18 protein-coding genes and 1 tRNA gene are annotated in these 19,240 nt (G+C 72.5%); 14 read left to right on the plus strand and 5 right to left on the minus strand.

What is annotated here, in order from left to right; all coding sequences use genetic code 11:
- Positions 1 to 6: 6 nt before the first annotated feature.
- Together E0F75_RS09440 and E0F75_RS09445 are read right to left on the minus strand one after the other, a co-directional pair.
- Positions 7 to 1,467: an aminopeptidase P family protein gene (locus E0F75_RS09440; protein WP_187622027.1), complete on the minus strand. Its 1,461-nt coding sequence runs from the start codon at positions 1,465 to 1,467 to the stop codon at positions 7 to 9.
- A gap of 146 nt (positions 1,468 to 1,613) precedes the next feature.
- Positions 1,614 to 3,065: a PP2C family protein-serine/threonine phosphatase gene (locus E0F75_RS09445; RefSeq protein ID WP_187622028.1), complete on the minus strand. Its 1,452-nt coding sequence runs from the start codon at positions 3,063 to 3,065 to the stop codon at positions 1,614 to 1,616.
- 565 nt (positions 3,066 to 3,630) lie between these two features.
- Here E0F75_RS09445 and E0F75_RS09450 point away from each other — a divergent pair.
- Both E0F75_RS09450 and E0F75_RS09455 read left to right on the plus strand, forming a co-directional pair.
- Positions 3,631 to 4,311 (plus strand): bifunctional DNA primase/polymerase, encoded by a 681-nt coding sequence (locus tag E0F75_RS09450; RefSeq protein ID WP_187622029.1) that lies wholly within the window; start codon positions 3,631 to 3,633, stop codon positions 4,309 to 4,311.
- Between the two features lie 246 nt (positions 4,312 to 4,557).
- Positions 4,558 to 5,232: a hypothetical protein gene (locus E0F75_RS09455; protein WP_187622030.1), complete on the plus strand. Its 675-nt coding sequence runs from the start codon at positions 4,558 to 4,560 to the stop codon at positions 5,230 to 5,232.
- Between the two features lie 219 nt (positions 5,233 to 5,451).
- On the opposite strand, the gene E0F75_RS09460 is transcribed toward E0F75_RS09455, so the two are convergent.
- The 3 genes from E0F75_RS09460 to E0F75_RS09470 form a co-directional block, all read right to left on the minus strand.
- Positions 5,452 to 6,429: a DUF5926 family protein gene (locus tag E0F75_RS09460; protein WP_187622031.1), complete on the minus strand. Its 978-nt coding sequence runs from the start codon at positions 6,427 to 6,429 to the stop codon at positions 5,452 to 5,454.
- A 337-nt stretch (positions 6,430 to 6,766) separates the two neighbouring features.
- Entirely contained in the window at positions 6,767 to 7,369 is a 603-nt protein-coding gene (locus E0F75_RS09465; RefSeq protein WP_187622032.1) for an ATP-binding protein, read from the minus strand.
- 146 nt (positions 7,370 to 7,515) lie between these two features.
- Positions 7,516 to 8,337 carry a glycerophosphodiester phosphodiesterase gene (locus tag E0F75_RS09470; RefSeq protein WP_187622033.1) on the minus strand — a complete coding sequence of 274 codons (822 nt, stop codon included), beginning with the start codon at positions 8,335 to 8,337 and terminating at the stop codon, positions 7,516 to 7,518.
- Between the two features lie 207 nt (positions 8,338 to 8,544).
- Here E0F75_RS09470 and E0F75_RS09475 point away from each other — a divergent pair, with 207 nt between their 5' ends.
- The 12 genes from E0F75_RS09475 (at position 8,545) to E0F75_RS09530 (ending at position 19,197) form a co-directional block, all read left to right on the plus strand.
- The gene (locus tag E0F75_RS09475) at positions 8,545 to 10,050 is read left to right on the plus strand and encodes a S1C family serine protease (protein ID WP_187622034.1); all 1,506 of its coding nucleotides are present in this window, start codon (positions 8,545 to 8,547) and stop codon (positions 10,048 to 10,050) included.
- Between the two features lie 48 nt (positions 10,051 to 10,098).
- Positions 10,099 to 10,185 (plus strand) — tRNA-Ser (locus E0F75_RS09480).
- A gap of 200 nt (positions 10,186 to 10,385) precedes the next feature.
- Positions 10,386 to 10,595 carry an antitoxin gene (locus E0F75_RS09485; protein WP_187622035.1) on the plus strand — a complete coding sequence of 70 codons (210 nt, stop codon included), beginning with the start codon at positions 10,386 to 10,388 and terminating at the stop codon, positions 10,593 to 10,595.
- 132 nt (positions 10,596 to 10,727) lie between these two features.
- The gene (locus E0F75_RS09490) at positions 10,728 to 11,252 is read left to right on the plus strand and encodes an O-acetyl-ADP-ribose deacetylase (protein WP_187622036.1); all 525 of its coding nucleotides are present in this window, start codon (positions 10,728 to 10,730) and stop codon (positions 11,250 to 11,252) included.
- Positions 11,253 to 11,735: 483 nt separating this feature from the next.
- A complete protein-coding gene (locus E0F75_RS09495; protein ID WP_150161174.1) occupies positions 11,736 to 12,041 on the plus strand; it encodes a hypothetical protein in 306 nt (101 codons plus the stop codon).
- Between the two features lie 198 nt (positions 12,042 to 12,239).
- Positions 12,240 to 13,406 (plus strand): acyl-CoA dehydrogenase family protein, encoded by a 1,167-nt coding sequence (locus E0F75_RS09500; protein WP_187622037.1) that lies wholly within the window; start codon positions 12,240 to 12,242, stop codon positions 13,404 to 13,406.
- Positions 13,403 to 14,506 carry an OB-fold domain-containing protein gene (locus tag E0F75_RS09505; RefSeq protein WP_187622038.1) on the plus strand — a complete coding sequence of 368 codons (1,104 nt, stop codon included), beginning with the start codon at positions 13,403 to 13,405 and terminating at the stop codon, positions 14,504 to 14,506. Before E0F75_RS09500 ends, E0F75_RS09505 begins: the two co-directional genes overlap by 4 nt.
- 1 nt (position 14,507) lies before the next feature.
- Positions 14,508 to 15,536 (plus strand): acyl-CoA dehydrogenase family protein, encoded by a 1,029-nt coding sequence (locus tag E0F75_RS09510; RefSeq protein ID WP_187622039.1) that lies wholly within the window; start codon positions 14,508 to 14,510, stop codon positions 15,534 to 15,536.
- Entirely contained in the window at positions 15,533 to 15,940 is a 408-nt protein-coding gene (locus E0F75_RS09515; protein WP_229312600.1) for a MaoC family dehydratase, read from the plus strand. Before E0F75_RS09510 ends, E0F75_RS09515 begins: the two co-directional genes overlap by 4 nt.
- Positions 15,937 to 17,103 carry a lipid-transfer protein gene (locus tag E0F75_RS09520; protein WP_187622040.1) on the plus strand — a complete coding sequence of 389 codons (1,167 nt, stop codon included), beginning with the start codon at positions 15,937 to 15,939 and terminating at the stop codon, positions 17,101 to 17,103. Before E0F75_RS09515 ends, E0F75_RS09520 begins: the two co-directional genes overlap by 4 nt.
- A gap of 373 nt (positions 17,104 to 17,476) precedes the next feature.
- Entirely contained in the window at positions 17,477 to 18,526 is a 1,050-nt protein-coding gene (locus tag E0F75_RS09525) for a DUF1906 domain-containing protein (protein WP_229312601.1), read from the plus strand.
- A gap of 125 nt (positions 18,527 to 18,651) precedes the next feature.
- Positions 18,652 to 19,197: a SigE family RNA polymerase sigma factor gene (locus E0F75_RS09530; RefSeq protein ID WP_073908966.1), complete on the plus strand. Its 546-nt coding sequence runs from the start codon at positions 18,652 to 18,654 to the stop codon at positions 19,195 to 19,197.
- Positions 19,198 to 19,240 lie beyond the last annotated feature (43 nt).

Below are 19,240 nucleotides of genomic sequence, written 5' to 3' on the forward strand. Positions count from 1 at the left end.
CGGAGGTCAGCCCTTCAGCGCGGCCATCCACGCCTCGACCTCGTCGGCGTGGCGCGGCAGCGCGTCCGAGAGGTTCCGGTTGCCGTCCTCGGTGACGAGGATGTCGTCCTCGATCCGGACGCCGATGCCGCGGTACTCCTCCGGCACGGTCAGGTCGTCGGCCTGGAAGTACAGACCCGGCTCGACGGTCAGGCACATGCCCGGCGCGAGGGTCGTGTCGACGTAGGCCTCGGTGCGCGCGGCGGCGCAGTCGTGGACGTCCATGCCGAGCATGTGACCGGTGCCGTGCAGGGTCCAGCGGCGCTGGAGGCCGAGCTCCAGGACGCGCTCGACCGGGCCCTCGACGAGGCCCCACTCGACGAGCTTCTCGGCGAGGACGCGCTGGGCGGCGTCGTGGAAGTCACGGTAGGCGGCGCCGGGCTTCACCGCGGCGATGCCGGCCTCCTGCGCCTCGTACACGGCGTCGTAGATCTTGCGCTGGAGCTCGGTGTACCGGCCGTTGATCGGCAGGGTGCGGGTGATGTCCGCGGTGTAGAGCTCGGTGGTCTCCACGCCGGCGTCGAGCAGCAGCAGGTCGCCGGAGCGGACGTCGCCGTCGTTGCGCACCCAGTGCAGGGTGGTGGCGTGCGGGCCGGCGGCGCAGATGGAGCCGTAGCCGATGTCGTTGCCCTCGACGCGGGCACGGAGGAAGAAGGTTCCCTCGATGTAGCGCTCGCTGGTGGCCTCGGCCTTGTCGAGGACCTTGACGACGTCCTCGAAGCCGCGGGCGGTGGAGGCGCAGGCCTTCTCCAGCTCGGCGATCTCGAAGGAGTCCTTGATGAGGCGGGCCTCGGAGAGGTAGACGCGGAGTTCCTCGTCGCGCTCGGCGGTGACCTTGTCGGTCAGCGCGGCCTCGATGCCGGCGTCGTGGCCGCGGACGTTGCGGACGGGGCCGGTGGCCTCGCGCAGCGCCTCGGCCAGCTCGCGGACGTCCTTCGCGGGGACGCCGAGGAGCTGCTCGGCCTCGGTGAGGGAGTGGCGGCGGCCGACCCACAGCTCGCCCTGGCCGTCGAGCCAGAACTCGCCGTTCTCGCGGTCGGAGCGCGGCAGCAGGTAGATCGTCGCCTCGTGACCGCTCTTCACCGGCTCCAGGACGAGGACGCCGTCCTGCGTCTGGTCGCCGGTGAGGTACGCGTACTCGGTGGAGGCGCGGAAGGCGTACTCGGTGTCGTTCGACCGGGTCTTCAGCTTGCCGGCCGGGATCACCAGGCGCTCGCCCGGGAAGCGGGCGGAGAGCGCCGCGCGGCGCTCGGCGGTCTTGCCGGCCTGGGCGACCGGCTCCAGGCCGCGCAGCTCGGTGTCGGCCCAGCCGGACTTCATGTTCTCGGCCAGCTCGTCGGAGACGCCCGGGTACAGGCCGTTCTTCCGCTGCTTGATCGCCTGTTCCTCAGTCTCTTCCGGGGTCTCCGGCGTGAGCTCCTCGGCCACGGGTCTGCCTCCTCTTGGTACGACACTGAACCCCCACCATCGTACGGTCGTACGGAAGGGGGCCCAGGGCCGGAAGACCCATTACCGGAATGTCACGCTCCGCTTATGTGCACCCACGACCCACGCGGGCGGCCGCCCGGCGCCGTTCAGTCGAAGCGGGCGGCGAGCAGGACCACGTCCTCCCCGTCCACGGCGGTGTCGAGACCCTCGGGCAGCATGGTCCGCAGGACGTGGTCGGCGACGGCGCCCGGGTCGCCCCGGTCCGCCTTCGGCACGCTGGACGCCGCCGCGTGGAGCCGCGCGAACGCCCGGTCCATCGCGTCGCCGGTACGGCGAAGCAGCCCGTCGGTGTAGAGAAGCACCGTTTCTCCGGGCTCCGGGGACAGCTCCACGCTCGGCGCCTCCCAGCAGGACAGCATCCCGAGCGGGGCCGAGAGCGAGGTCTCGACGAACTCGGTGCGCCGCTCCCCGATGACCAGCGGCGGCGCGTGCCCCGCCCCGGCGAGGACGATCCGGCGCCGCGCCGGCTCGGCGTACGCGAAGAGCGCGGTCGCCGAGCGGGCCGGTTCGGTCAGCCGGAGCAGGAGCTCCAGGTCGGAGAGGACGGCGACGGGGTCCTCGCCCTCCATCACCGCGTACGCGCGCAGGGAGGCGCGCAGCCGTCCCATGGCCGCGAGCGCGCTCGGTCCGGTGCCGGAGACCGAGCCGACGGCGAGGCCGAGGGCGCCCTCGGGCAGCGGCAGCGCGTCGTACCAGTCGCCGCCGCCCCGGGGGCCGGTGCGGTGGCGGGCGGCGAGCTGGACGCCGGGGACGCGGGGGAGACGGCTGGGGAGCAGCTCCTCGGCGATGGTGGCGACCTGCACGCGGGCGCGTTCGACCTGGAGGAGGCGGGCGAGGTGCTCGGTGGCGAAGCGGCCGTAGAGCCCGATGAGGTGGCGCTGACGGTCGGTGGGCTCCGCGGGCTCGTCGTAGAGCCAGACGGCGGCGCCGAGCCGGCCGGCCTCCTCGGTGGCGAGGGGGAGGGCGTAGCTGGCGGCGTAGCCGAGGCGGGCGGCGACCTCGCGGTGGCGCGGGTCGAGGCCTTCCTCGGTGCGGACGTCGCGGATGGCGATCGGATCGGGGACCCGCTCGGGGTGGACCGGATCGGGGAGGCCGTCGAGGAGGCGGCCGTAGCTGCTGGTGCCGCGCGGGACGGTCTCGATCGTGCCGAGGTCCGAGTGGGCGAGACCGAGGCCGATGGTGGAGGCCGGGCCGAGCCCGTCGGCCGGTTCGAGGACGGCCATTCCGCGGCGGGCCCCGACGAGGGCGGCGCCGGCGCCGAGGACCTCGCGAAGGGCCTCGTCGAGGGAGGCGGTCCTGATGAGGCGCTCGGTGAGTTCGTGGAGGGTGGTGAGGTCGGAGACCCAGGTGGCGAGCCGGTCCTGGATCAGCGCTCCCGGTGGGGAGACCGGATCGGAGGGTGCTGCCGCCGCGGGGACCCCGGGGAGGGGCGCCGTAGTGTGCGGGGGCCCGGGAACCGTGGAATCGATTCCGGCCACTTTCGGCATGCGTGGGGCGCTCATGTCAGTCGGCTTTCCGACCGGTGCGTTTGACGCCATAGCATCGCAAACCCCCATGTCATTCTGAGCCGCTCGATGCATCCACATGTACACGCACAAGAGGAACGATGTCCAGCATTGTCCCCACGGGACTTGTGGTGTCCGTGAGGTCGCGCGAGAGGGTTGAAGTCCTGGCGAAGTTGGCCGAAAATTGTCCTCGGTGTGCACCTTTTGCGGTCGACTGGCGTCGTTTGAAAGCGCGTCATTCCGAGCGTGCTGGGTACGTAATCGGTGACAGGCAGGGGCAGTTGGAGCTGCCCCGGAACGCGACGCGGAACCCCGGCGTCTTACATGCCGCAGGCCGCAGCCCGTCACCGAATGGCGGGGAACGTGTTCTGACCCGCCTCTGGTGCTGACCTGGCTCCACCTCGTTCTGACCTGGCTCCACCTGGTACTCACCCGCTCCATCTGGTTTCCACGTGGTTCCACCTGGTTCCGGCACGGCCGGCCCCGCTCCGACAGGGGCCGCCATCCCGCCGACCCGGTACGCGCTGATACGCACGGTGAAGTGTCCTGCACATAGTGTGATGTGGATTCGGCGTTCAACGGAAAGGAACGAGCGCTCATGCGCGAGATCCTCGGAAGGCGACGCAGGCTCCGGTTCCGGCGCAAGGCGAGGACCGCCCGGCTCGACGCGGCGGTCACCTTCGCCGTCGAATGGGACTGGCCCGTCCTGCCGGGAGCGGGCCTGAGAGCGACGACCCGCACGTCCGCGGGAGCCGCGTGCTCCTGCCCCGACCCCGAGTGCGTGGTCCCCGGCGCACACCCCTACGACCCCGGACTGCTCGCGGCCACCACCGACGAGCGGATGATCCGCTGGTGGTGGACCCGGCGCCCGGACGCCCCGGTGGTGCTCGCCACGGGCGGCGGCGCGCCCTGCGCGGTCAGCCTCCCCGCGGTCGCGGGAGCGCGGGCGCTCGCCGCGCTCGACGCCACGGGCATGCGGCTCGGCCCGGTGGTCGCGACCCCGACGCGATGGTCGATCCTCGTGGCTCCGTACAGCCTCGAACGGCTCGGCGAGCTGCTGTACGCGAAGGACAGCGTCCCCAGCTCGCTGCGCTTCCATGGAGAGGGCGGCTATCTCCTCCTGCCGCCCTCGGTCGCCGGGACCGGACAGGTCCGCTGGGAGCGGTCCCCGCTCGCGGGCTCGGCCCGGCCTTGGCTGCCGGACGTGGAGGCGGTGGTCGACGCCCTGGTGGAGGCGAGCACGACCACACCGGGCGGCGGGAGCCGACTGACGTACTGAGAAGGCGGCAACCGGCACCGGTGGCCGCACTGGCACTGGCACCGGGGGCCGTGGCCGCACCACCACCGGTGGCCGCACTGGCACCAGCGGCGGCACCGGCGCGGCGGGACGTCCTTCACCCGAACGGGTGTGGCCTGGCCCGACTTGTACGGGAAACGGGCGCGCGGCCGACCGCGCGCCCGTCGGCCGCCGCTATGTTCACCCCACCGTTCAAGATCTCCAGCCGAGCAGGAGCAGGTGGGGCGCATGGGTCCGGTGAACCTCCGCGTGGTCGGACTGGGCGCCGCCGTCACGGTCGCCGTACTGCTGCCGCTGGTCGCGATGGCGGGGCCGACGGGCGAGCCCGTCGCGGGTGGGTCCGCACGGCCGGCGGGGGCGGCCGATGCCGCCGACGCGAAGCCCGGGGAGCTGCTGAAGGGGCTCGGCCTCGGCCCCCGTACAGAGCCCGCCGCCGACCCGGCCGCCTCTGAGGCCGACCCGGCTGCCTCTGAGGCCGACCCGGCCACCCGCGTCTCTCCCGGCGCCCCCGTCACTCCCCGTAACGACCCCGCCGCTCAGGCGTCCCCGGAGCGGGTCACGAACTGTGGGCCGGAACTCGCCTCTCCCGAGGGGGTCGAGGCGCAGACCTGCGTCCTGGCGGAGGGTCCCGACACCTGGGGCCGTACGTACTACCGGAACGCGACCGGCCAGAATCTCGACGCGTTTCTGACCCTCATGGCACCCGGCGGGCGGACCGTACAGGTCCGCTGCCCGGTCGCCGCGCAGGACGAACCGGGAACCTGTGAAACACCCAGGGAGCGGGGCCGCGGGGTGGCCACGGCCTATACGGCGGTAGCGGAATTCGCGGGCACCGGCGAGGGGGACAACACCCCGCTGCTGCTGCGGGCGGGCAGCAACACGGCGGACAGCGAAGGAAGTTGAGCGTCGACGCCCCGGACCTGCCGGAGGCGGACATGGAAAGGCCCGATCGCTGGCGACGGGGGATGCACCAGCGACCGGGCTTCCAGAACGGTAACAAGAGATCTGCTGTTCGCAAATTCGATCTCGGTTATTCGGACAGGGATTTACCCGTCCGCAGACCGGGTTGTGGCAGAAGTCACCGACTGGTCGGTCTGTCAGTCACCGATACCACGCGGGGTATCAGCTGAGAGTTACCTGACGGTTCGTGAGGCCGCCACGCGCGCGCCGCTCCTCCGCGGTGAGCGGAGCGTCCGAGGCGAGCGCCTCGGTCAGCCGCTCGGCGAACTCGGCGGCCGGCTTCTCGCACTCCTCTGCGGTCATCGAGGTCGGCAGGTCCCAGACCGGCACCATCAGTCCGTGCGCGCGGAACGAACCGACGAGGCGGGTGTCCGCGCCGATGGAGGTACCGCCGGCGGCCTGGAGGCGGGCGAGCGCGTCGAGCAGCTTCTCCTCCGGGTACGGCATGACCCAGCGCAGGTGGTTCTTGTCCGGGGTCTCGCACCAGTACGCCGAGTCGACGCTCGCCAGCTTCACGGTCGGGATCGCGGCCGCGTTGGCCCGCTCCAGGGAGGCGGCGACCTCCGGGTCGGCGCCGTCCGCGGACTGCGGGATCCAGAACTCGAAGCCCGAGTGGACCTCCGGGGCGAACGTGGCGTCCGCGTCCAGCAGATCCTGCAGACGCGGGCCCTCGGCCGGGACGCGGCGCGGCGGGACCGGGGTGCCCGGCTCGGTCTCCAGGGCGCGCTGGAGGGTGTCGGCGAGGTCGCGGGCGAGGTCGCCGGAGGTGGAGTCGTTCTGCAGGGCGAGCAGGACGGAGCCGTCGTCGCGGCGGAGCGCCGGCCACGCCATCGGCAGCACGGTCGCGAGCGTCACGGAGGGCACGCCCTCCGGGAGCCCGCCCTTGAGGGTGAGCGGCACGGTGGCGGCGGGCACCAGCTCGCGCAGCGCGACCCAGTCGCACTCGCCGGCCAGGCCCTCGAAGGGGCGCTGGACGAGCTCGGTCACGGCGTGCGCGGCGGCCCGGCCGTGACACGCCTTGTAGCGGCGGCCCGAACCGCACGGGCACGGCTCGCGCGCCCCGACGACCGGGATCTCCCCGTTCGTGACCTGTGCCTGACCGGTCTTGCCGGCCTTCGTCTGGGGGCGCTTCTTGGCCATGGTGTGGCTTTCTCCCGATCGCGGCGGTGCGGTGCTTGTTCCGGGCGCGAGCCTAGCCGTACCGCGCACCGACGCCCTTCAGGCGGGCCGCTGCCCCTGGGTGGGGGCGCGGCCACGATGCGCCGTGCGGGGTCGGGGTCGCCGTGTGAGACGCGGCCACGATGCGCCGTGCGGGGGCGGGATCGCCGTGTGAGACGCGGCCGCCGATCGCGGTGCGCCGCCGGGATCCCCGTGCGCCGCCGGGATCCCCGTGCGCGGTCGGGAACCTCGTGCGGCGTCGGGATCCGCGGCCGCGGTCGTAATCCTCGTGCGGCGTCGATCCAGTCGTCGTACGACGTCAATCCAGGTCGTCGTACGCGTCCAGGATCTCGAAGCGGGAGCCGCCGCCGACGCGGGACGCGAAGTCCTCGCGGCGGTGTCCCTCGGTCACCACCACCCAGACCGTGACCTCGCCGGTCGCGCTGTCCCGTACACCCCAGTCCTGGGCCAGCGCGCTGATGATGTTCAGCCCGCGGCCGCCCCGTGCGGTGACCGACGGCGTCGCCGGAACGGGCCGCGTCGGGCCGCCTCCGTCCGTGACCTCGACTCTGAGGCCGCCCGCCGGGTCCACCCTCCAGGCCGCCCGTACATCCCCGTCGCCCCGATCCGCGTGCCCCAGCGGCCTGCCGTACCGGCAGGCGTTGCTGAGCAACTCGGAAAGGATCAGCACCGCGTCGTCGACGACCGATTCGGACACCCCGCTGCGGTACAGCTCGTCCCGCATCCGGTGTCTCGCCTCACCCACGCCCGCAGGGCCATGGGGTACGGCCATGCTCGACGACGTGGGCACCTCCTGTGCCACCACCAACGCCACCCCCGAGACCTCCTTTGCCCCACGCCACCGTGTGGATGCCCCAATGGCCTGGACCGGAAACCGGCCAGTCCGTGTGCGATGAGGCACTCGTGACGATCGCGTACGCGTGAAACGCGCCGGTGCACACCCTGTAAGCCCTGTGAAGCCTTGTGGCGCAAGGGAAAGAGGGTGCTGGAGGGGAGGCTGGGGAGGCGAGAAAGGGGGAAACGCGAGAAACGCGTCGCCGGAAGCGCTCAGTCGCGGCGCAGCTGGGCGAGCACCTGCTTGGGGCGGTTGGTGATGATCGCGTCCACGCCGAGGCGCTCGCAGAGCTCGACGTCCTCGGCCTCGTCCACGGTCCAGACATGGACCTGGTGCCCGGCCTTCTGGAGCCGCAGGATCACGGCCGGGTGGTGGCGGACGATCCGGATCGACGGCCCGGCGATGCGCGCGCCCGCGGGGAGCCGTCCGTCGCGCAGCCGGGGCGAGACGAACTGGGCGAGGGAGACGGTGGGGAGGGTCGGCGACGCGGCGGCGATCCGCTGCAGGGAGCGGGCCGAGAAGCTCATGACGCGTACGGGGGATTCGGCGGCGGACGCGGGCGCGTCCAGGCCGAAACGCTTGAGGAGCTGGAGCAGCCGCTCCTCGACCTGGCCCGCCCAGCGGGTGGGGTGCTTGGTCTCGATGGCCAGCTCGACCCTGCGCCCGGCGTCGGAGACCAGCTCCAAGAGCCGCTCCAGGGTGAGGACGGAGGTGTACCCGGGGTCGCCCCAGTCGGGGCTCTCACCGGAGTCGTCGCGGCCCTTCCAGGTGCCGAAGTCGAGGGCGGTGAGATCGGCGAGTTCCAGGGCGGAGACGGCGCCGCGGCCGTTCGAGGTGCGGTCGACGCGGCGGTCGTGGACGCAGACGAGATGGCCGTCGGCGGTGAGCCTGACGTCGCACTCCAGGGCGTCGGCGCCGTCCTCGATGGCCTTCACATAGGCGGCCAGAGTGTGTTCCGGTGCGTCCTCGGAGGCTCCACGGTGGGCGACGACCTGGAGGGGGACGCGGTTCGGGTGCTGCCGTGCGTGAGTCACGGCGTCATGGTGCCATTGGCAGGGCGGAGCGGGCACACCGGAAGGGTGTCCGTTCTGTCCGTATATAAAGGTAGGGGGGTGAACGCACAGCTCCGCCTTACAGCGGCCTGACGTCCTGTGGGAAAAGCTGGTGCAGAACCCTGGACCCCGTAGGCGACCAGTAGGTACCACCACCCCACCCCGCGCAGTCAACGAGGAGAGCGAGCTGTGAGCACCGAGAACGAGGGCACGGCGGTACCGGCGGACCACCCGGCTGCCCCGTCCACTCCGTCCACCCCTCCGACGACTCCGACGACTCCGGCGCCTCCGACGACTCCGGCGCCTCCGACGACTTCCTCGGCGTCGACGCCGGCTCCCGCGCCGACGGACGCCCGGTCGGACGCCCGGTCGGACGCCCCGACGGTCGCGCAGACCCCGGCTCCGGAAGCGACCCCGGCCCCGGCCTCGACCCCGGCACCCGCCCCCGCGCCGGAACCGACCGCGACCACCCCCACCCCGGTCGCCGCAGGAGCCGGCTGGCCGCCGCCCCCGCCGACCGTGCCGGCCTGGGGTGCCCCGCTCCCGCCCGCGCCCCCCGCCCCTGCGGCGCCGCGGGGGCGGGCCGGCGGCCTGGTGGCGGCGGTCCTGGTGGCGGCGCTCGTCGCCGGCGGCATCGGCGGTGGCATCGGCTACTGGGCCGCCCAACGCGGCGACGAGGGCGTCAGCTCCACGACGGTCTCCTCGGGCGAGGCCCCGGCCTCCTTCAAGCGCGAGCCCGGGACGGTCGCGGCGGTCGCCGCGAAGGCGCTGCCGAGCGTGGTCACCATCCAGGCGAAGTCGGGCGGTTCGCAGGGCGAGGGCGGCACGGGCACGGGCTTCGTGTACGACCAGGAGGGCCACATCGTCACCAACAACCACGTGGTGGCGTCGGCGGCGGAGGGCGGCACGCTCTCCGTGACGTTCCCGGACGGCAAGTCGTACGACGCGGAGGTCGTCGGCCGGGCCGAGGGCTACGACGTGGCCGTACTGAAGCTCACGAACGCGCCGAAGGGGCTGAAGCCGCTGCCGCTCGGCGACTCCGACAAGGTGGCGGTCGGCGACTCGACGATCGCGATCGGCGCGCCCTTCGGTCTGTCGAACACGGTGACGACGGGGATCATCAGCGCCAAGAACCGACCGGTCGCGTCGGGCGACGGTTCAGGCGGCAGCAACTCGTACATGAGCGCGCTGCAGACGGACGCGTCGATCAACCCGGGCAACTCGGGCGGTCCGCTGCTCGACGCGAGCGGCGCGGTCATCGGCATCAACTCGGCCATCCAGTCCACCGGTAGCGGCTTCGGCCAGTCCCAGGCGGGCTCGATCGGCCTGGGCTTCGCGATCCCCGTGAACCAGGCGAAGAACGTGGCCCAGCAGCTGATCAGGACGGGCAAGCCGGTGTACCCGGTGATCGGCGCGACGGTGAACATGCAGGAGCAGGGCGAGGGCGCGACGATCGCCTCCCAGGGCTCGGGCGGCACCCCCTCGGTGACCCCCAACGGCCCGGCGGCGAAGGCGGGCCTGAAGGCCGGTGACGTGATCACGGGCTTCGGCGACCACCAGATCGACAGCGGCCCCTCCCTGATCAGTGAGATCTGGACCCACAAGCCGGGCGACCAGGTCAAGATCACCTACGAGCGCGACGGCAAGACCTCCACGGCCACGGTCACCCTCGGCGAACGCACCGGCGACAGCTGACCGGCTAGGCTGTCCCCCGCGCCGCACGTGGACACACCGCCGGCGCGGGGTGGGTTGCCCGAGCGGCCTAAGGGAACGGTCTTGAAAACCGTCGTGGCAGCGATGTCACCGTGGGTTCAAATCCCACACCCACCGCAGTGGATCGGCGAACGCGCTGGTCGGAAGGGGTGCTCCGGATGCCGGGGCGCCCCTTCGTCGTGTGTGGGGGCGGGGGGATCTCCGTGGGCCGGGGCCTTCCGGCGTGCATGTGGGCCCTTCCGGGTGCCTCTGCGGATGCGGGACCCGGGTGGTGCCGTGATGCTGGAGGGGCTGGAACAGTGGCTAGGAGGGCCAGGATGTCTGTGTTCGACAAGCTCAAGGGAATGCTGAAGGGCCACGAGGATCAGGCCTCCAAGGGCGTGGACAAGGCCGGCGACTACGTCGACGGGAAGACGCAGAGCAAGTACAGCAGTCAGGTCGACACCGCCCAGGAGAAGCTCAAGGAGCAACTGGGAGGCACGGGTCAGCAGCCGGACTCTCCGCCCCAGCCCCCGCCGCAGCAGTAGCGCGAGGCGCGAAGCGACCGTCAGGGCGCCCCGGATTCGCATCCGGGGCGCCCTTTTCGGGATGTGGCGGGGTGGGTTCCTCGGGTTTCATGGGGCATCGGAGGGTGGAGGACCGGACGAAGGAGTGTTGTCGTGGTGCGGATCGTGCTCGTGCAGGGGGACATCACCGCCGAGGCCGCCGACGCGATCGTGAATGCCGCGAACTCCTCGCTGCTGGGCGGCGGCGGGGTCGACGGCGCCATTCACCGCAAGGGCGGCCCCGAGATCCTCGCCGCCTGCCAGGACCTGCGCCGCTCGCACTACGGCAAGGGGCTGGCCACCGGGCAGGCCGTGGCGACCACGGCGGGGCGGTTGCCGGCCCGGCACGTGATCCACACGGTCGGACCGGTCTGGTCGCGCGACGAGGACCGTTCGGAGCTGCTGGCCTCCTGCTACCGCGAATCCCTGCGGATCGCGGACGAGTTGGGTGACCGTACGGTGGCGTTCCCCGCCATCTCCACCGGGATCTACGGCTGGCCGATCGACGACGGCGCCAGGATCGCCGTGCGGACGGTGCGAGCCGCCCCCACCGACGTGGAGGAAGTCCGCTTCGTCCTCTTCGACGCCCCGGCCTATGCGGCCTTCGAGGCGGCCGTGGGGGAGCGGGACGTTCCTTAGGCCGAGCGTTCCTCAGACCGAGCGTTCCTCAGGTCGAGCGTTCCTCGGTCGAGCGTTCGGTAGGCCGAGCGTTCCTTGGGTCGAGTGTTCCTTAGGTCGAACTTTCTCCGTCCGTCCGTCCGTTCGGTTTCTGTGTGCAGGGGACGCGCCGTCGTGATCTTCCGGAGGGGAGATTGGCGGAAAATCTGCCGGAACGCTTCCTCCCTTGTGGTGCACGGGCTGCCGGTGTCCTGAATGCCTTTCCCCTGGTTGAGCTGGGCCTTTGATCGAGACCGCCGGGTTTATCTGCTTGTCCTCACGCTTGCGGGGGAATCGGGCGCTCCGGGATGGTTCGCCGGGGATTCGGTGGGCAACTCTGGATTCGCGACGTCGAGCACAAACGACCGGGGCGGTCGGCCAACTGCCTTGGACCTGGCCGTACTTCAGAGCACTTCAGAGCAGTTCCGTGCACAGCACCAGATTTCAGTTCCCGGAGGAACAGACATGGCAAGCATCCGTACCGCCCGCATCCTCGCCGCCGCCGCCGCCCTGCCCCTCGCCGCCGCGCTCTTCACCGGGGTGGCCCAGGCCGACAACGGTGGGTTCGCGGACGACGGATCGAACACGAGCGTCGCCACGATCATCGGCAGCGGCGTGGGTGGGGACAACTTCGGCAACTCGACCACGACGCAGCAGGTGGCGACCGGTTCCGGTGCCTCCAATCAGAACAACACGGCCAGCGTGAACGGCTCCGCCTTCACTCACATCGCCCAGAACAACGCGGTGGTCAACTTCCACCCGTGGTGGTGACCGGCTCGGCACGGCAGCCGGCCCGACGGGGGGCGTGACCGCGGTGTGAACGACGGCCTGTGCGGCGGTACTTCGGTACCGGCGTGCGGGCCGTCTGCGTGTGTCCACGGGCCCGCGCGGTCGGTCGTCGACCTTGACAGAGGTCCTGAATCTGACGGACAGTCAGAGACCTCAGTCGTCCCACGGGAGGCCGTCGCCGTGCACCTCGCCCCGACCGAGCGGCAGCTACGGCTGCGCGCCGAACTCCGCGCGTACTTCCGGGACCTGATGCCCGAAGGTCCGCCCCCCGCCACCGACATCGCCGCCCAGCGCCGGCTGCTCCGCCGGATCGGCGCCGACGGGCTCCTCGGTCTCGGCTGGCCCGAGGAGTACGGCGGTCGGGGCCGCGGTCCCGACGAGCAGTTCGTCTTCTTCGACGAGGCGTACCGCGCGGGCGCCCCCGTGTCGATGGTCACGCTCAACACCGTCGGCCCCACCCTCATGACCTACGGGACCGAGGAACAGAAGGCCTTCTTCCTGCCCCGGATCCTGCGCGGCGAGACCGTCTTCGCCATCGGGTACAGCGAGCCCGAGGCCGGCACGGACCTCGCCTCCCTCCGGACGCGCGCGGTCCGCGACGGCGAGTCCTGGCTGATCGACGGCCAGAAGATCTTCACCTCCAACGCCCAGAACGCCGACTGGATCTGGCTCGCCTGCCGCACCGATCCCGACGCGCCCCCGCACAAGGGCATCTCGATCGTCCTCGTCCCCACCGACTCCCCCGGCTTCTCCTGGACCCCGATCGCGACCGTGGGCGGGCTGACGACCACGGCCACGTACTACGACGGGATACGGGTCCCCGCCGGGAACCTCGTCGGGCCCGAGCACGGGGGCTGGGGGCTCATCACCAACCAGCTCAACCACGAGCGGGTCGCGCTCGCCGCGATCGGCATGCAGGCCGAGGACTTCTTCGCCGCCGTGCTCGACCGGGCCCGTACCCCCGATCCGGTGACGGGTAGGCGTCGCATTGACGAGCCGTGGGTTCGGATCCGAGCTGCCGAAGCCCATGCCCGACTGGCCGCGACACGCCTGCTGAACTGGCGTTTGGTGGGAGATGTGGGGGCCGGCCGGCTGGCCCCCGGGGACGCGAGCGGCGTGAAGTTCGTGGGAACCGAATCGGCGGTGGAGGTGTATCGAATATGTCAGGAGATCGCGGGTGGGTCGGGGACGGTGCGAGCGGGATCGCCGGGGGAGTTCGACGGCGGTGAGCTGGAGCGCATGAACCGGGCCGCGCAGATCAACACCTTCGGGGGAGGGGTGAGCGAGGTGCAGCGCGAGATCGTCGCGAGGATGCGGCTCGGCATGAAGGGGAGGGGCCGACGATGACCCGCACACGAAGCCAGGACGGGCCGGACCCGTCGCCGGACGGGCTGTACGAGCGGCTCACGGGGTTCGCGGGGCGGTCCGCCGCGACGGCCGGCGCCGGCAAGGATCCGGTCAACCTGCCCATGATCCGGCACTGGTGCGAGGCCATGGGGGACGGCCATCCCGCCTACCGGGGGCCCGACGCCGTCGCTCCGCCCACGATGCTCCAGGCCTGGACGATGGGCGGTCTCTCGGGGCACACGGACCGCTCCTCCGCCCACGAGGAGCTGTTCGCCCTCCTCGACGGGGCCGGATACACGTCGGTGGTCGCGACCGACTGCGAGCAGGAGTACCTGCGACCGCTGCGGCCCGGCGACGAGATCACCTTCGACACCGTCATCGAGTCCGTGTCGGCCCTCAAGACCACCAAGCTCGGGTCGGGGCACTTCGTCACCACCCGGACCGACGTCCGCGCCGGCGGTCAGCTGGCCGGCACCCACCGCTTCCGCATCCTCAAGTACGCGCCCGCCGCGCGACCGCGGAGGCCGGAGCCTCCCGCCGGGACCGAGGCGAAGCAGCCGGAGGGAAGCCAGTCGGAGGGAAGGCAGGCCGAGGGAAGGCAGCCGGAGGGAAGCCAGCTGGAGGGAAAGCAGGCCGAGGGAAGGCAGCCGGAGGGAAGGCAGGCCGAGGGAAAGCAACCGGAGGGAAGGCAGCCGAAGGCCCGGCGGCCCCGGCCCGTGGTCAACCGGGACAACGCCGGGTTCTGGGAGGGCGTGGCCGCGCACCGGCTGCTCATCCAGCGCTGCGGCGGCTGCGCCGCCCTCCGTCTCCCCTGGCTGCCGGGGTGCGCCGACTGCGGCTCGCCGGAGTGGGACACGGTCGAGGCGAGCGGCGCCGGGACGGTCTACTCGTACGTGGTGATGCACCACCCGTCCTTCCCGGCCTTCGACCCGCCGTACGCGGTCGGTCTCGTCGAACTCGCCGAGGGCGTACGGATGATCAGCAACGTGGTGGGGGTGCCGTACGACAAGGTGCGGATCGGGATGCCGGTGCGGCTGGAGTTCCTGCGCGTCGACGAGGAGCTGGAGCTTCCCGTCTTCCGCGCGGGAGGGGAGGACTGACATGGACTTCACCCCCACCGAGGAGCAGGAGGCGGCCCGCGAGCTGGCCGCCCGGATCTTCGCCGACCTCGCCACCCACGAGCGGCTCAGGGCGGCCGGCACCGGCAGCGACGCCGAGCTCTGGAAGGCCCTCTGCGCCGCCGGGCTGCCCGGCTCCGTCGAGGAGACCGGCCTGCTCGGCCTGGTCCTCCTCCTGGAGGAGCAGGGACGTGTGACGGCCCAGGTGCCGTTCGCCGCGACCTGTGTGTACGGGATCCTCGCCGTCGCCCGGCACGGTACGGACGAGCAGCGCGCCCGGCTGCTGCCCGGCCTCCGCGACGGTACGACGGTGGTGACGGGGGCCTTCCCGGCCTCCGGCGCGATCATCTCGCGGGAGGGGCGGCTCAGCGGGGCCGTGGACTGGGTGCCGTGGCTCAGGGACGCCACCCATGTCCTCGTCCCCGACGAGGACCGCGCCCTCTGGCTGGTCCGCACCGAGGACGCGGCCCGCGTCGATCCCGTCGAGCTCACCGCACCCTGGTCCGCCGGCCGGCTCGTCCTCGACGGGGCCGCCGGGGAGCGGCTCGGGGAGAGCGCCGCCTACGCCGACGTGCTCGCCGCCGCCCGGGTCGGCTTCGCCGGGTTGCAGGCCGGGGTCTGCGCCGGGTCGCTCGCCAGGGCCGTGGAGTACACCTCCGTACGGGAGCAGTTCGGCCGCCCGCTCTCCACCCACCAGGCCGTGCAACTGCGGGCCGCCGACGCCCATATGGACACCGAGACCATCCGGGTCACCGCCTACGAGGCCGCCTGGCGCCACGACGAGGACCTGGACACCCGCGGGGCGGCCCTGACCGCCGCCTGGTGGGCCTCCGAGGCGGGGAAGCGGGTCGTGCACGCCGGTCAGCATCTGCACGGCGGCATGGGCGCGGACCTCGACCACCCCGTGCACCGGCACTTCCTGTGGGGCAGACAGCTCGACGCCCATCTCGGCTGCGGTACCGAACTCCTCGCCGAACTCGGCGACCTTCTCGCTGAAGGAGACCTGTCATGAAGCCCGGCACGGAGACCTTCGTCAAGCCCGGGGACGAGCTGCCGCCGCTGACGATCCCGATCACCCGCACCCTGATCGTCGCCGGGGCCGTCGCCTCCCGCGACTACCAGGACGTGCACCACGACGCCGAACTGGCCAGGGAGAAGGGCTCCCCGGACATCTTCATGAACATCCTCACGACCAACGGTCTCGTCGGCCGGTACATCACCGACCACTTCGGTCCCCGCGCCGTCCTCCGCAGGGTCGCCATCCGGCTCGGCGCCCCCAACCACCCCGGCGACACCATGGTGCTGACCGGCACCGTCACCGAGGTCGACGGGGACACCGCCCACGTCCGGGTCGTCGGTGCGAACGGGCTCGGGCACCACGTCACGGGGTCGGTCACCGTGGAGGTGCCGCGATGAGCCTCCGCACCCGGGACGGCCTCGGCGGCCGGGCGGCCGTGGTGGGCATCGGGGCCACGGAGTTCTCCAAGGACTCGGGCCGCAGCGAGCTGTCGCTCGCCGTCGAGGCGGTGCGCGCGGCCCTCGACGACGCCGGGCTCGCCCCCGCCGACGTCGACGGCATGGTCACCTTCACCATGGACACCAACCCCGAGATCACCGTCGCCCAGGCGTCCGGCATCGGCGAGCTGTCCTTCTTCTCCCGCGTGCACTACGGCGGCGGGGCAGCCTGCGCCACCGTGCAGCAGGCCGCGCTCGCCGTCGCCACCGGGGTCGCGGAGGTCGTCGTCTGCTACCGGGCGTTCAACGAGCGCTCGGGGCGGCGCTTCGGCTCCGGAGTCCAGCAGCGCGAGCCCTCCGCCGAGGGAGTGGCGCTCGGCTGGCAGCTGCCCTTCGGGCTGCTCACCCCGGCCTCCTGGGTCGCGATGATCGCCCAGCGGTATCTGCACACCTACGGGCTGACCCCCGACGCCTTCGGCCATGTCGCCGTCACCGACCGGCGCCACGCCGCCCGCAACCCCGCCGCGTACTTCCACGGGAAGCCGATCACCCTCGCCGACCACGCCGCCTCGCGCTGGATCGTCGAACCGCTCCGGCTCCTCGACTGCTGCCAGGAGACCGACGGCGGCCAGGCGATCGTCGTCACCTCCGTCGAGCGCGCCCGCGACCTGCGGCGTCCGCCGGCCGTGATCCTGGCGGCGGCGCAGGGCGCCGGCCGGAAGCAGGAGGCGATGACCAGCTTCTACCGGGACGAGCTGACGGGACTTCCGGAGATGGGGGTGGTGGCCCGGCAGCTCTGGCGGACCTCCGGCCTCGCACCGAGCGAGATCGACGTGGGCATCCTCTACGACCACTTCACCCCGTTCGTGCTCATGCAGTTGGAGGAGTTCGGCTTCTGCGGTCCGGGGGAGGCGGCCGACTTCGTCGCGGCGGACGCACTCCCGCTGAACACCCACGGGGGACAGCTCGGCGAGGCCTATCTGCACGGCATGAACGGCATAGCGGAGGGGGTACGACAGCTGCGCGGGACCTCCGTGAACCAGATACCCGGGGCGGAGCGGACCTTGGTCACGGCGGGGACGGGGGTTCCCACGTCCGGGTTGATCCTGGGCACGGACGGCTGAGGCGACGGCCTCAGCGGTGGCCGCGCGGGGCGGGCGGTTCTTCACTCGCGCCATGAGCACACACGCACCACGCCCGGAGCCCACGCCCGCGTCCACGCCCGCGTCCGCGTCCGCATCCGAGCCTGCGCCCGCGCCCACTCCCGCGCCTGCGCCCGCATCCGCACCCACACCCGCGCTCGCATCCGCACCCACACCCGCGCTCGCATCCGCGCCCGCACCCGCAGCCTCACCGACCCCGAGGCCGACCCCGACCCCGAGGCCGACCCCGACCCCGCCGGCGACTCCGCCCGCGACCCGCCCGCCGTCCGCGCCTCCTCCCGGGGGGCGGGCCCGGGCCCGTACCCGCACCTGGCGGCGGGCGCGGCTGCGGATCATGGTCGGGGCCGTCGTGGCGACGCTGGCCGGGGCGGCCCTGGCCGGCGCCCCCGCACCGGTCGTCCCTCCCGGACACGCTCCGGCGGCTCCCGCCCCTGCCCCCGCCGCTGGTCCCCTCGCCCGCGCTGCCGCTCCCATCGACCCCGCCCCTGACGGCCCCGCCCTCGACAGCTCCGCCGCTGCCCCTGCCCTCGTGCATTACGTCGGGCAGGCCTTCGACACCTGTGAGGCTCCGTCCCTCGCGGTGATGAAGGCCTGGAGCAGTTCGCCGTACGGGGCCGTCGGGATCTACTTCGGCGGACGGGGGCGCGGCTGCCCCACCCAGCAGGAGCTGAGCCCCGCCTGGGTCGCCTCCGTCGATGCGATGGGCTGGGGGCTGCTGCCGCTGTTCGTCGGGTCGCAGGCGCCGTGTGTGCACGCCGCCGCCAAGCGGCCGTTCGCCATCGGCAGCAACCCCGTGAGCCAGGGCACCCGCGAGGGGGGTGAGGCGGTGCGGGCCGCGCAGGCTCTGGGTCTGGACGTGAGCAGCCCGCTCTACCTCGACATCGAGGCGTACGAGCAGGGTGACGCGGGCTGCGCCGCGACCACCCTCTCCTTCGTCCGCGCCTGGAACCGGGAGGTGAGTCGCCTCGGCTACGTGCCCGGGTACTACAGCAGCGCGGACACGGGGGTCCAGGACATCGAGGCGGAGCGGCGGGCGGGGACGCAGGACCTGCCGGCCGTGATGTGGTTCGCGCGCTGGCTGGGGCGGCCCGCGCTGTACACCGAATCGGTGCTGCAGCCGGAGGCCTGGACGCCGCACGCCCGGATCCACCAGTACGCGGGCAATGTCACCGAGGCGTACGGCGGCCGCCGCCTCACCATCGACCGGAACGCGATGGACGCGCCCGTAGCCCGTGTCATCCCCCTGGCCGCGCGCGCGGCCGGGGTTACCGCCCCAGCCAGGATTCCCGCCTTGGCGGGCGTTCCCGCCTTGGCCGGCGTTCCCGCCGCTGGCGGGACTCCCGACCGGGCCGGGGACGCGGCGTCCTCCGTCCCCCGACCCTGAGGCCGCCCCGAGGGCTCTCCACCCAGAGGAGGTCGGGCCGTCCCCACCCCTACAACCTGAGGCGGACAGCGGGTCGGGACCTGGGGCCGATCCGCCGGGCACCCCTCCCCTCATAGCGTGGAGTCATGACTCCGCCACCTTCTGGCCCCGTCTGCGCCGGTGCCTCGCAGTACGCGTCGTACTCGACCTTCTCGTCGTACGTACGGGCGCGTGGGCCCGTGCTCCTGCGCACCGCGCGCTCCCTGACCGCCAACCCCTGCGACGCCGAGGACCTGCTGCAGACCGCGCTGGCCAAGACGTTCGTCGCCTGGGAGCGCATCGAGGACCACCGCGCCCTGGACGGCTACGTCCGCCGCGCGCTGCTCAACACCCGTACGTCGCAGTGGCGCAAGCGCAAGGTCGACGAGTTCGCCTGCGACGAGCTGCCGGAGCCCTCCGGTGTCCCGGAGCCGGACCCGGCCGAGCGGCAGGTGCTGCACGACGCGATGTGGCGCGCGGTGCTGAAGCTGCCCGAGCGTCAGCGCCAGATGGTGGTTCTCCGGTACTACGAGGACCTCAGCGAGGCCCAGACCGCCGAGGTCCTGGGAGTGTCCGTCGGCACCGTGAAGAGCGCGGTGTCGAGGGCGCTCGGCAAGCTCCGCGAAGACCCGGAACTGACCCCCGTCCGGTAGGAAGCCCGCAGGCCCGCAGGACGTAGGCACGTGGGTACGTGGG

The sequence above is a fragment of the Streptomyces sp. CB02980 genome, from assembly GCF_014451325.2.
Lineage (GTDB): Bacteria > Actinomycetota > Actinomycetes > Streptomycetales > Streptomycetaceae > Streptomyces.

Bases quoted from the DNA above. Each gene is read 5' to 3' on its own strand.
- E0F75_RS09520 (WP_187622040.1), top strand. From the start codon at position 15,937: ATGAGCCTCCGCACCCGGGACGGCCTCGGCGGCCGGGCGGCCGTGGTG.
- E0F75_RS09485 (WP_187622035.1), top strand. From the start codon at position 10,386: ATGTCTGTGTTCGACAAGCTCAAGGGAATGCTGAAGGGCCACGAGGAT.
- E0F75_RS09445 (WP_187622028.1), bottom strand. From the start codon at position 3,065: ATGGCGTCAAACGCACCGGTCGGAAAGCCGACTGACATGAGCGCCCCA.
- E0F75_RS09515 (WP_229312600.1), top strand. From the start codon at position 15,533: ATGAAGCCCGGCACGGAGACCTTCGTCAAGCCCGGGGACGAGCTGCCG.
- E0F75_RS09450 (WP_187622029.1), top strand. From the start codon at position 3,631: ATGCGCGAGATCCTCGGAAGGCGACGCAGGCTCCGGTTCCGGCGCAAG.
- E0F75_RS09510 (WP_187622039.1), top strand. From the start codon at position 14,508: ATGGACTTCACCCCCACCGAGGAGCAGGAGGCGGCCCGCGAGCTGGCC.
- E0F75_RS09455 (WP_187622030.1), top strand. From the start codon at position 4,558: ATGGGTCCGGTGAACCTCCGCGTGGTCGGACTGGGCGCCGCCGTCACG.
- E0F75_RS09495 (WP_150161174.1), top strand. From the start codon at position 11,736: ATGGCAAGCATCCGTACCGCCCGCATCCTCGCCGCCGCCGCCGCCCTG.
- E0F75_RS09505 (WP_187622038.1), top strand. From the start codon at position 13,403: ATGACCCGCACACGAAGCCAGGACGGGCCGGACCCGTCGCCGGACGGG.
- E0F75_RS09460 (WP_187622031.1), bottom strand. From the start codon at position 6,429: ATGGCCAAGAAGCGCCCCCAGACGAAGGCCGGCAAGACCGGTCAGGCA.
- E0F75_RS09525 (WP_229312601.1), top strand. From the start codon at position 17,477: ATGGTCGGGGCCGTCGTGGCGACGCTGGCCGGGGCGGCCCTGGCCGGC.
- E0F75_RS09530 (WP_073908966.1), top strand. From the start codon at position 18,652: ATGACTCCGCCACCTTCTGGCCCCGTCTGCGCCGGTGCCTCGCAGTAC.